Source organism: Bacillus sp. FSL K6-3149, assembly GCF_038630515.1.
Lineage (GTDB): Bacteria > Bacillota > Bacilli > Bacillales > Bacillaceae > Bacillus > Bacillus pumilus.
The window spans coordinates 992,237-1,004,140 of record NZ_CP152034.1 but is presented as its reverse complement, the minus strand read 5'-3'; the positions used below and the strand labels follow the sequence as shown (position 1 = coordinate 1,004,140).

Annotated in this window: 14 protein-coding genes; 1 reads left to right on the top strand and 13 read right to left on the bottom strand. The window is 40.8% G+C overall.

Annotated elements, in window-relative coordinates:
* Positions 1-10: 10 nt before the first annotated feature.
* On the bottom strand, positions 11-778 hold the full coding sequence (locus tag MHB83_RS05150) for a TatD family hydrolase (RefSeq protein WP_050945797.1): 768 nt from the start codon (positions 776-778) through the stop codon (positions 11-13).
* A gap of 81 nt (positions 779-859) precedes the next feature.
* Entirely contained in the window at positions 860-2,860 is a 2,001-nt protein-coding gene (metG, locus tag MHB83_RS05145) for a methionine--tRNA ligase (protein ID WP_340901033.1), read from the bottom strand.
* Between the two features lie 518 nt (positions 2,861-3,378).
* On the opposite strand from metG, the gene MHB83_RS05140 reads away from it, so the two are divergent.
* A complete protein-coding gene (locus MHB83_RS05140) occupies positions 3,379-3,669 on the top strand; it encodes an AbrB/MazE/SpoVT family DNA-binding domain-containing protein (RefSeq protein WP_087975202.1) in 291 nt (96 codons plus the stop codon).
* A gap of 45 nt (positions 3,670-3,714) precedes the next feature.
* On the opposite strand, the gene rsmI is transcribed toward MHB83_RS05140, so the two are convergent.
* The 11 genes from rsmI to MHB83_RS05085 form a co-directional block, all read right to left on the bottom strand.
* A complete protein-coding gene (gene rsmI / locus MHB83_RS05135) occupies positions 3,715-4,593 on the bottom strand; it encodes a 16S rRNA (cytidine(1402)-2'-O)-methyltransferase (RefSeq protein WP_003217903.1) in 879 nt (292 codons plus the stop codon).
* Complete coding sequence (locus MHB83_RS05130) at positions 4,571-4,867, bottom strand: GIY-YIG nuclease family protein (RefSeq protein ID WP_003217970.1); 297 nt, start codon at positions 4,865-4,867, stop codon at positions 4,571-4,573. The genes rsmI and MHB83_RS05130 overlap by 23 nt, the downstream gene beginning before the upstream one ends.
* Positions 4,854-5,597, bottom strand: a complete 744-nt coding sequence (locus MHB83_RS05125) for a tRNA1(Val) (adenine(37)-N6)-methyltransferase (protein WP_044140390.1) — start codon at positions 5,595-5,597, stop codon at positions 4,854-4,856. Before MHB83_RS05125 ends, MHB83_RS05130 begins: the two co-directional genes overlap by 14 nt.
* 55 nt (positions 5,598-5,652) lie before the next feature.
* The gene (gene yabA / locus MHB83_RS05120; protein ID WP_003217957.1) at positions 5,653-6,006 is read right to left on the bottom strand and encodes a DNA replication initiation control protein YabA; all 354 of its coding nucleotides are present in this window, start codon (positions 6,004-6,006) and stop codon (positions 5,653-5,655) included.
* Positions 6,007-6,020: 14 nt separating this feature from the next.
* A complete protein-coding gene (locus MHB83_RS05115) occupies positions 6,021-6,848 on the bottom strand; it encodes a stage 0 sporulation family protein (protein ID WP_003217932.1) in 828 nt (275 codons plus the stop codon).
* Positions 6,849-6,850: 2 nt separating this feature from the next.
* Entirely contained in the window at positions 6,851-7,840 is a 990-nt protein-coding gene (holB, locus tag MHB83_RS05110) for a DNA polymerase III subunit delta' (RefSeq protein ID WP_342496706.1), read from the bottom strand.
* Positions 7,841-7,851: 11 nt separating this feature from the next.
* Positions 7,852-8,292, bottom strand: a complete 441-nt coding sequence (locus tag MHB83_RS05105) for a DUF327 family protein (RefSeq protein ID WP_044140388.1) — start codon at positions 8,290-8,292, stop codon at positions 7,852-7,854.
* A 12-nt stretch (positions 8,293-8,304) separates the two neighbouring features.
* Positions 8,305-8,634 carry a cyclic-di-AMP receptor gene (locus tag MHB83_RS05100; protein ID WP_012008640.1) on the bottom strand — a complete coding sequence of 110 codons (330 nt, stop codon included), beginning with the start codon at positions 8,632-8,634 and terminating at the stop codon, positions 8,305-8,307.
* 79 nt (positions 8,635-8,713) lie between these two features.
* Positions 8,714-9,352 carry a dTMP kinase gene (gene tmk / locus MHB83_RS05095; protein WP_342496705.1) on the bottom strand — a complete coding sequence of 213 codons (639 nt, stop codon included), beginning with the start codon at positions 9,350-9,352 and terminating at the stop codon, positions 8,714-8,716.
* Positions 9,349-10,758, bottom strand: a complete 1,410-nt coding sequence (locus MHB83_RS05090) for an aminotransferase class I/II-fold pyridoxal phosphate-dependent enzyme (protein ID WP_342496704.1) — start codon at positions 10,756-10,758, stop codon at positions 9,349-9,351. The genes tmk and MHB83_RS05090 overlap by 4 nt, the downstream gene beginning before the upstream one ends.
* Positions 10,759-10,835: 77 nt before the next feature.
* Positions 10,836-11,894 carry a toxic anion resistance protein gene (locus tag MHB83_RS05085; protein ID WP_226804556.1) on the bottom strand — a complete coding sequence of 353 codons (1,059 nt, stop codon included), beginning with the start codon at positions 11,892-11,894 and terminating at the stop codon, positions 10,836-10,838.
* Positions 11,895-11,904: the final 10 nt, after the last annotated feature.

Sequence of the window (11,904 nt, the reverse complement as noted above, 5' to 3'; positions counted from 1 at the left end):
TCATATACTGTCAGTTTATACCGAAAACTTTTTTCGCATTTTTTGTGGTCAATTCAGCAAGCTCTTCAAAGCTTATTTCTCGTAACTCCGCAATTTGTTCTGCGATATATTTCACATAACTTGGCTCGTTGCGTTTTCCTCTAAATGGCGCTGGCGTTAAGTATGGGCAGTCTGTTTCAATTAAAAGTCGGTCACTTGGTATGTCTTTGACAACTTCCTTCGGTTTTTTGGCATTTTTAAATGTCACGGGTCCACCGAATGAAATATAAAAGTTCATATCCATACACGCTTTTGCGATTTCTAGGCTGCCAGTAAAGCAATGCATAATCCCTCCAACTTCAGCCGCTCCCTCTTCCTTTAAGATCGTCACGACATCTTCCGTTGCGTCACGATTATGAATAATGATCGGAAGATTCACTTCCTTCGCAAGAGCAATTTGACGTCTAAAGACTTCTTTTTGCACATCTTTTGGCGACTTGTCCCAATAGTAATCGAGACCCATTTCTCCAATTGCAACGACTTTTTCATGTTGAGATAATTCTTTGATCCACAGCAAATCTTCATCTGTCATATCGATGGCGTCGACTGGGTGCCAGCCAATGGCTGCATAGATGAAATCATACTCTTCAATTAATTCCATTGCTCTCGTAATTGTCGGGCGGTCAAACCCTACCACTACGATTTTTTCGACTTTTTCACTCTTCGCTCTTTCGATCACCTGCTCTAAGTCTTCATTATATTGTTCCGCATTTAAGTGGGCATGTGTATCAAATAACATCGTTGATTGCTCCTTTCGACAATTCTTCTAAAAAACAAAAGGTGTTCGACGAAATGTTACACGTGGAACACCTTTGTTGATTTATAAAATTTTTGTTCCATTTGCTAGAGATTGATCCACTTCAAGAACCTGCAATTTCCCGCTAGTTTCTCCAGTTAAAATCATTCCCTGGGAAATTTCCCCTCTGAGTTTAACTGGTGTGAGATTTGCTACACAGACGAGCTTCTTCCCTACTAATTCCTCAGGTTGATAATGCTTGGCTATCCCCGAAACAATTTGTCTCTTTTCAAATCCAAAATCAAGCTGCAGCTTTAAGAGACGATCTGCTTTTTTCACTGGGGCTGCTTCCAGTACCTGTGCGACTCGAAGATCAACTTTTGAGAAATCATCAAAAGCAATTTCTGCTCCTAGCTCAGGTAATTCTGTTTCTTCTATTTCTACTTTCTTTTCTTCTACCTTTGGTGCACTTCCCTGCATTTTCTCTTTAATATATGCTACTTCTTCTTCAACCTCTAAACGCGGGAACAAAGGTTCGCCTTTTTGTACCGTCGCTTGTTGAATCGCACCGAAAGATAGAATGCTATCCCAGCTTTTAAGCTTCTCTTCTTCAATGCCAAGCTGGAAGAAAATTTTCTCAGGTGTTTTCGTTAGGAAAGGCGTTAAGAGCACTGCTGTGATGCGGAGTGATTCTGCTAAATGATACATGACAGAATGCAGCTCTTTTCGTTTTGTTTCATCCTTTGCCAGCACCCAAGGAGCTGTCTGGTCAATATATTTATTGGTTCTGCTGATTAATGTCCAAACATTTGAAAGAGCCACAGAGAATTCAAGGTTTTCCATCGCTTCTTCATAGGCTTTGACTGTTTGCTCAGCTACTGCTTTAAGCTCCTCATCAAACTCATTAACTGGACCCTTATAGCTGCTTAATGTACCGTCAAAATATTTTTGAACCATCGCAACTGTACGGTTAAGCAAGTTACCTAAGTCATTGGCAAGGTCATAGTTTACACGTTCCACGAATCCTTCTGGTGTAAACACACCATCCGCACCAAATGGTACTTCACGAAGGAGGTAATAACGAAGGGCATCAAGACCGTAGCGATCTATTAATGTGACCGGATCTACTACGTTCCCTTTTGATTTAGACATCTTACCATCTTTCATCAACAGCCAGCCGTGTGCGAAAATTTGTTTCGGCAGCGGCAGATCGAGTGCCATCAGCATAATTGGCCAATAAATCGTATGAAAACGAACAATTTCTTTCCCTACGAGGTGCACGTTGGCAGGCCAATATTTTTTATATTTTTCATCCTGATCAGTACCGTAACCAATCGCAGTTAAATAGTTGAACAACGCATCAATCCATACATAGATGACGTGCTTTGGATTGTTTGGAACTTTAATTCCCCAGTCAAAGGTTGTTCTTGATACAGCTAGATCCTCTAAACCTGGTTTGATGAAGTTATTGATCATTTCATTCTTTCTTGATTCAGGCTGAATGAACGTTGGATTCTTTTCGTAATAGTCTAGTAAACGATCCGCATACTTACTCATACGGAAGAAATATGATTCCTCTTTAATTAATTCGACAGGATGTCCGCTGTCAGGGCTTTTCCCGCCAGTGACTTCTCCTTTTTCATTCCGCTCAACATCCACAAGCTGTGTTTCCGTATAGAATGTCTCATCAGGAATACTGTACCAGCCTTCATATTGGTCTAAATAAATATCGCCTTGATCAAGCAGCTTTTGAAATACTTGCTCAATGATTTTCGTATGTCTTTTTTCTGTTGTACGGATGAAATCATCATTGGAAATGTCGAGTTTCTTCCATAGTGATTGAATGTCTGCTACGACAGGATCTAAATACTCGATCGGTGTGATGTTTTGTTCTTCAGCTTTTTGCTGAATTTTTTGTCCGTGCTCATCTGTACCCGTTAAATACATCACATCATAGCCTTGAAGACGTTTATAACGAGCCATAGCATCCCCTGCTACTGTCGTATAAGCATGTCCAATATGTAATTTTCCGCTCGGATAGTAAATAGGTGTTGTCAGATAGAACGTTTTTTTCTTTTCCGGCATGTTGGAACCTCCTGCGTGTATAAATGTCAAAAACTCCCGCCCAATGGACGAGAGCGGTTATCATCATTACATGAAAATGTGTTAGATCCATTTATTAAATTTTGCACTTGTGCTTTCTCTATGATACCATCTTAGCCTTTAAGATCAAGCATATATACATAGAACAAGATGAAATGATCGAAAAAGATGAGTTTTTCGAAAAAAACGACAAACCTGTCGACATTTTGTCGAATATTGTCGTATGAAATCTATCTCCAGATTTACAATTGTCTAATTTAGGGCAAAAGTCTTGTTAATCTGAACTCGTCATTTCTCATATTTTCATAGAAAAAAGCCGCAAAATCCTTATAAATCAGTAGTTTCAAGGTCTTTTGACTTTAAGAGTCATATTTTACAAACAATAGTAAACAAAATGATTGACGATTTATGGAAACCTTGTTATGCTATGAATGTAAGGAATTTGTCGAATAATGACGAAGATAATATTATATTAAGAATAAGAACTCTTTGGGAGGAGAATGAAGATGAAATCTACAGGTATTGTACGTAAAGTTGACGAATTAGGGCGCGTGGTGATTCCAATCGAACTTCGCCGTACTCTAGGAATCGCTGAAAAAGACGCTTTGGAAATTTATGTTGATGATGAAAAAATTATCCTAAAAAAATATAAACCAAACATGACTTGCCAAGTTACAGGTGAAGTATCAGACGATAACCTTAAACTTGCTAATGGTAAATTAGTTCTTAGCCGTGAAGGTGCAGAGCAAATCATTAACGAAATCCAAAACCAACTTCAATCACAAAAATAAGTTTGATATAAAAAAGGTTCTTGCACCGTTTGCAAGAACCTTTCTTTATTGTTCAATATGATAGGCATCGTATATGGTGCGCTTTGGTACACCGCGTTCGACGGCTGTACGTTTAATCGCTTCCTTCGACGTTAATCCTTCCTCTATGTAATGGATTACGTGTTCCTTTTCAGATAAGGACTTCCACCAGGCTTCTTCATTTAGCTCTTCTTCATCTTGATCGTTACCTTGTACGACTAGACAGAATTCACCTCGGATTTGATTCTCTACCGCCCATGTCAGCACAGACTCTAAATCTCCACGAATAAACTCTTCAAATTTTTTCGTTAGTTCTCTCGTAATGGCGATATTCCGGTTGCCCCACACTTCCTTCATCAAAGTCAGCGTTTCTTTTAACCGATGAGGCGCTTCATAGAAAATGATTGTTTCTTGACGCTTCTTCAAAGCTTCGAGCTGTTTTTTCTTTTCCTTTTTTTGTCGGTCAAGAAATCCATAAAAGAAAAATGGCTGTGGCGTGATCCCTGAGGCAATGAGTGCTGTAAGTGCAGCATTTGCTCCAGGTAACGGAACGACATAACCGCCGATATTCGTAAAGTCACGGACCACTTCAGCACCTGGATCAGAGATCGTCGGTAAACCAGCATCGCTCACGAGTGCGATGTTTTTTCCTTCTTTTAACCATTCGATCAACTTGTGGCCGCTACTGTCTTTGTTATGCTCATGATAACTCGTTAATGGCGTATCAATTTCATAGACATGACAAAGTTTTTTCGTTTGTCTTGTATCCTCTGCGGCAATATAGTCTACATCTTTTAATGTTTGTATGGCTCGAAACGTCATATCTTCTAAATTGCCAATTGGGGTTGGGACGAGATATAGAATGCCCATATCTGATTGACCATCAAAGCTTTTCTGTGTTTTCATGTGCCGCCTCCTTTTCAATACGCATTTCTTCTATATAAAGATCTTTCTTTTTCCGTGTCCACGTTTTGAAACGATATTCTTGCTGCATGGCTTCTCTTTTGGTTGCAAAACATTCATGATAATACAGCTCAACTGGCCGTCTTGCTCTTGTATACTTTGCTCCCTTTCCACTATTGTGAGTCGTCAGTCTTTTTTGTAAATCATTTGTATAACCTGCATATAGGCTGCCGTCTGCACATTTCAATACATAGAAATAATGATTATGCTTCTCCATACAGTATCGTCCTGATTTCCTCAGTATACTCTTGATCATCTCCATAAACAAAAAGAGGCGGGAGAATTTTCAGATCTGGTTTTCCATCTTTTATCCCCTCTACTAAGATGGTATTGGCTTCTTTCCCCTGTTTGGGATAAACAAATTGAATTCGTTTTGGCTCAATTCGGTACTTCTTCATCAATTCCACAATCTCAAGCAGCCGTCCCGGCCGATGAACCATCGCCAGTTTCCCTCCTTGCTTCAGCAGCGTGGAAGAAACGCGAATGACATCTTCTAATGTACAATGAATTTCATGCCGAGCAATGGCCAAGTATTCATTCTCATTGATTTCTTCTTTAGAAGGTGTCTTAAAATATGGTGGATTACATGTGATGACATCTACTTTGTGATTGCCGTAGCGTGCTGGCATATCATTCAGATCGCCATGAATCAGTTCTATCTGCTTTTCAAGTTGATTATACGCCACACTTCTTTTTGCCATATCAAACAGCCGCTCTTGAATTTCGACCCCAGTAATGGAAGCCTTAGATCGAGTCGAAAGCAGCAATGGCACAATGCCATTTCCCGTGCAAAGATCAATGATCTCTCCTTTTTGGATGGGCACATACGCAAATTTTGCTAATAACACTGCGTCCAATGAAAAGGCGAAAACCGTTTTACTTTGAATAATTTTCATATCTTCGGCGAGCAAATAATCTAATCGTTCATCTTCTCTTAACGAAACCATGATGTATCCTTTCTTTTCCTGTGAAAAAGGCTTCCGATTCAGCGGAAGCCTTTTCTCATTTTTTATTTAAAAATGACAGACAGAACAAACAGTCTCCCTCTTTACGTATGCTTCCATAATGTACATTGCAAATATGGAAGCCCTCCTGATATAACCGAGCCAGATTATCATGACCTTCTCCTATATCAGAATGACCTGGTTTCTGAGCAGAATCATTCTCTGTCTCAGACGATTTGTCCCGATCGGACTGATCCAGACGTTCACGCAAGTGCTGATTCTCCATCTGCAGCTGATGATTTTCTTCAATCACTTCACCGATATGATTTTTCAAATCACCTAACTGGCGATAAAGAGAACCAATTTGTTCTTCTAAATTGATCACCGTATCAAATAGTTCCTTTTTATCCAAGGTGGCACACCTCGTTACTCAGTTGTTTGTGCAGATACAACGCCTTCTTGTAATAATTCTTCCCAAGTATATTCTACCACTTTTTCTTGCCCGGTTAATTCAACTTGCAAAATTCGTTCTAAAATGTTGAGCCCTACTACCTTTGCAGAGCCACTAGATGTTTGAATCGTTTCACCGATATCCGGCAATTGTTCTTTCGCTGTTTCATACTCATCATTCTCATATTTCAAGCAACACATCAAACGACCGCAAAGCCCTGAAATTTTTGTGGGATTTAGCGACAGGTTTTGATCTTTTGCCATCTTAATGGATACTGGTTCAAAGTCTCCTAAGAATGTCGAACAGCAAAGCATTCGCCCGCAAGGTCCTATGCCACCCAGCATTTTTGCCTCGTCTCTTACACCAATCTGGCGAAGTTCAATTCTCGTTTTGAAGATCGATGCAAGATCCTTCACTAGCTCACGGAAATCTACTCTGCCATCCGCTGTGAAGTAGAAAATGACCTTGTTTCGGTCAAATGTAAATTCAACATCAACCAGCTTCATTTCAAGACCGTGTTCACTTACCTTCTGAAGACATGTATCAAAGGCTGTCATCGCTGCTTCTTTGTTTTCCTCAACGATGAGTCGGTCTCGTTCGTCTGCTACACGAATCACCTTACGCAGAGGAAGAACGACATCGTGTTCATCTACTTTTTTATTAGCGATGACCACTTGTCCGTACTCAACTCCTCTGACCGTCTCTACAATGACACAACTATCATTTTCTATATGAAATCCATTAGGATCGAAATAATAGATTTTGCCCGCTTTTTTAAAGCGAACACCAATTACGTTGTACAAGCTTATCCCTCCTGCAACATCAACACCAATTGCTCCATCAGCCCTTGGGCATTCACGTTGGATTGAAGTCTCTTTTTCGCTTCTAATACAGCAAGGATCTGGTTCGTCACCATCTGCTGTGTGGAATGCAGCGCGTGCTGCTTCATTGTCTGGAATAAGTCTTGATAAATGACTTTATCTTCATTTCCTATTTGAATCGACAATACATCACGATATATAAATAAAAGCATATCCAGACCTGTTTCTTGAAGGTCTTTCTCTTTGAAAAAAGGCATCCATTGATCCTGTATATAAAAAAATGCATGTTCTTTTCGCTGGTGTAAGACTTCATACAATTTTATCACTTTCGCTCTAGACTCTGCAAACTGATCATTTCGACTTAATTCGAGTGCTTCTGCTAAATTGTTGGTTAAATTCGACAAAAGCCTTGCAAGATGCTGAGATACGCCTTCTTGTAATAGCTGCTGCTCCAAGGATTGTGGCTGCAGCGGCTGAAAGCTGAGCATCTGACATCTTGAAATAATCGTATCCAACATTTTATGCGATTGCTCAGTGATTAAAATTGCCATCGTTTCCCGGTTAGGCTCCTCTAGGAACTTTAATAAACTGTTCGCGGCATTAACCGTCATTTTGTCCGCATGAAGAATGATATACATTTTTCGGTGAGATTCCACACCTGCTTTTGTAAATTCCTCTTGCAATGCCTGTACTTGCGCTTTCTTAATTGATTGACCATCAGGCTGCACGAGATGTAAATCGGGATGGTTACCTGACTCAATCCTCTTGCAGTTTTGACAGGATTCACACGGTTTCACTCCTGATTCCAAGCAAAAAAAGCTCTTTGCCAAAAGCATTGCAGCATCCTGCTTACCGGTCCCCTTTTTTCCTTCAAATAAGTAAGCATGCGCAAGTCGGTCTTTATCAATACTATTAAAAATCAGCCGCATGACGCGCGGCTGCAACTCATTCATGTCATCCCAGCTAATTGCCATGTTATCACTCTCTATGTGTAAAGGTTAATCAATAAACCTTTTATTTCTCCAATACGTTCAAGCAAATCAATAGATGGCTTCTCTTGGTCCATCATATCCTCTGTTAATTCAATCAGCTTTTCATCTAATGCTTTGACTAAAGCGAGTGTACGCGTGTTGCCATAAATGTCAAAGCTTCTTGATGTTTCTATATTTAACCCATTATCGACTGTCTCTTTCACAAAGCGCTTCACAAGACCTTTAAACCTAGCCAAGTCCTTTAAGTTTCGTGACTTTGTCAGCTTTTTACCGAACACTTCGATATCACTCAGCATAACCGTCAGCTGCTCTAAGCGCATTTTTCCGCTTTGCGTCTCCATCGATGCTTTAAAAGAGGCAGATGTCTGGCTTCCTTTCATGCCTTGGAGTTCACGCTTTTCTAAAAGCAGCCGCATATCTTGATTAATTTTCACAGCAACCCATCCTTAGAATTGATGAAATTGTTCAACTGGCAGAATAAAGACAGTAGCTCCACCAACTTCAACCTCAACAGGGTATGGTACATATGAATCTGCGTTACCACCCATTGGAGATACAGGTGCAATCATTTGATCACGTTTACGGCAATTTTCTTTTATAAGCTGTAACGCTTTATCCACTCGGACATCATCACAACCAATGATAAAAGTCGTATTCCCAGACTTTAAAAACCCACCAGTTGAAGCTAATTTTGTCACGCCGAATTGATGTTCAGTCAATATTTTCAACAACTTGCTGCTATCTTGGTCCTGTACAACGGCAACAATTAATTTCATTTGATTGGCCTCCTTTGTTTTAGGCACAGGTGACATGCCGATGTCTTCCTCTATATTATAACAACGATTGGGAATGAGGTCATTTTTGATTTTTCTTTAATGTGTCCTGAATCACTCGAAGTACTTCTTCATAGACATCTTGCATCGGCTGAGAAGCATCCACTACATGGAATCGTTCTGGTGATTGCGCAATAAGTAGTTCATAGCCTTCTCTGACCAACTGGTGGAACTTCAGCGTCTCCATGTCTAATCGATTCTTTTCTCTTCCTTGATTGGCGTGAATTCGCTTTAGCCCTTCCTCAGGTGTAATGGAAAAGTAAATCGTCATTTGCGGCATCGTGCCATCAATAGCAAAGTCGTTAATTGATCTGACTTGGTCAATTCCAAGCCCTCTCGCATAGCCTTGATAAGCAAGAGAGCTATCAACAAAACGATCACACAAGACTGTCTCTCCACGCTGCAATGCCGGTTCTACCTTTTCAGCCAAATGCTGCCTTCTTGCTGCTGCATACAGCAATGCCTCTGTTTTCGCATCCATTTTTGTATTTTTTTCATTTAAAATGACTTCACGGATCTGCTCAGCAATGTCAATCCCACCCGGCTCGCGTGTCGCCATCACTGCATATCCTTGACGTTCCATTTCTTCGTACACTTTTCGTATCACTGTCGTTTTTCCGGCACCCTCTGGCCCTTCAAACGTAATAAACATACCACTCATAGTGTCTCCTCTTCTATATAAACATATAATTTTCTCTGATGAATGACCTGACTTGCTTGAATATGAACCTCGTGACCAAGCAAACGGCTTAACGCCTCAATTTGTTCTTTTTCAATACGCTCTCCCTTAATCATCAAAGGAATTCCAGGTGGATAGGGAATAATGGATTCTGCACTCATCCGGCCTGCTGCATGTTCAAATGGGACAGCCTCTATGTCTTGATTTTGTACATCAGTCTCAATAGATATCGTCTCATTTTGGATATGTTTTTTTCCTTTGAGCAATGAATCACTTTGCTTAAGAGCCTGCTCGATCCGCTTGAAAGGAACGTTCTGCCTCTGTTCTAAGCTAAGTACAAGTAAAACCTGATGTTCGTCCGCAAGCTCTGGATGAACATCCACTGATTCAAGCACCTGCTTTAGTTCGTAACCAGTCAGTCCTTTTGTTGATCGAATGACGCATTTTAAAGGATCGGAATGTAGCGAGTCAGGTTCAACCACTTCAAGATGGGTCAGACGGTTGAACTGATCTTTCAGCTCTGTCAGTTCTTTCATGATTACATCCAATGTCCCTTTTCCTTTGATCTCCTCGACATAAGCTCTTGCTACATCTAATGAGGCCATAATTGGATAAGAAGGCGAACTACTTTGAAGCATCGTGAGCAAGGTTTTCAAACGCTTCGCATCGATTCGGTCCCCTTGAAGATGAAGATAGGAACCCATCGTCATTGCCGGAAGGGTTTTATGTGCTGATTGTACCACCACGTCCGCTCCATAGGAAAGAGCAGATGGAGGAAAGGCACCGCCTAATACAAAATGCGCACCATGTGCCTCATCAACCAAAACAACCATACCTGCTTCATGACACATGTGAATCAGCTTTGATAAATCAGCTGCGTGTCCGTAGTAGTTCGGATAAGTCAAAACGATTGCCCGGCAATGAGGATGTTTTGCTATGGCTTTTCTCACTGTATCATCCGTCACATGTGTTGGAACGTGCAAGTGTGCGTCTATCTCAGCGTCTATCAAAATAGGCGTTGCCCCTGCAAGCTCGATCGCATGAAAGACAGACTTATGGCAATTACGCTGGACAAAAATCTCGTCTCCCGTGCGGCATGCTGTCATCACCATCGCCAAATTTCCGACTGTTGTGCCATTCACAAGGAAGAAGCTTTGACCTGAACCATATAGCTTAGTCAATAAATGTTCTGCCTCTTGGATGACCCCAGTCGGGTGATGAAGATCATCTAGGCCTTCAAGCTCCGTCACATCCAATTGAAGGATTGAAGCATAGTGAGACCGTGCCTCATCAAAAAAGACATCTCCATTGTGATGTCCTGGAACGTGAAAAGAATAAGGCTTCTTTTCCGCATGCTGTGCTAATGCTGTATATAAAGGTGTTCTCAAACAAATCGACCCTTTTCACTTTAACGATATCTTAAGTCTATTATAACGTTCAAACAAGTGAACCGAAAGATGGTTTCTCATTCCTTTATTGGATTCGCCAACTGCTGCTCTGCCTCATACATTCTGCTTTTCAATTGAGCTCGCTCTTGGCTTCCATGCTCTTTCACCTGTAATGTTTCCTGTAATGTTTCAGCTAATTGACGTTGAACCTTTTTCAACGTATCTATAGGGGCTAAAGATGCCTCTTCAAGAATCTGCCCCTGCTGTTTCGATACATTTTCATATGTTTTTTGGATTCGGTTCTCAAGAGCTGAATTGGCCCGCTGCTGAATATGTGTTAATGCAATCGACATTTGGTTGATCCATAGAGGAATAGATGCTGAAACAGTTGATTGAATGTGATTGGCCAATGTATGATTCGTATGCTGGATCATCCGAATTTGAGCATTACATTGCAATGCAATTTGCCGGCTTAACAGCAAATCATACTTTCGTTCCTTTAGTCTCTCCACATACTCTTCTTCATTGACTTCTTGACTCATCAATTGCTCCTCTAACGTCCGTTCAACAGAAAGTTGCGTTTCTGAAAGAGGCTGCTGCTCTAACGTTGTCATTTTCGCTTCAACTGCGGCAACCTGCATCGTCATCTCTTGAAAATATGTTTGATTTTCTTCAAATAAACGCTCTAATAATATATGATCCGAGATTAATACACCTCTTGCATAACGAAGCCTTGCGGACAATCTCTCGATCTGTGATTTTGCATGTTGAAATCGTGATATGATCTCCTGAATAGATCGCTTATCCCGTTGAAACCATTTCAAAAAAAAGCCCTCTTTCTTTGGCACTAAATCCTCAGGCTCCACTACTTGCAGCTGCTGCAAAAAGGCTTCAAGCACGTCTCCTATTTGATCGATATCTTTTTTCTCAACATATTTCATCATCTGTTGTGATTGTTCCAATAGTCGTTCCTGCACACGTGTACCATAGAAAAGGAGCTTTTGCGGATTTTCAGGGATCTGCTGAGCTCGCTGCACAGCTTCTTTTTTCTCTTCATCAGATAAGGTATCAAACACCCGAAACTGAAGATCTATATTGGAGGCAGGTGATGTTGTGGCGCGATCTTCCGGTTTCATCGCGTTTGAC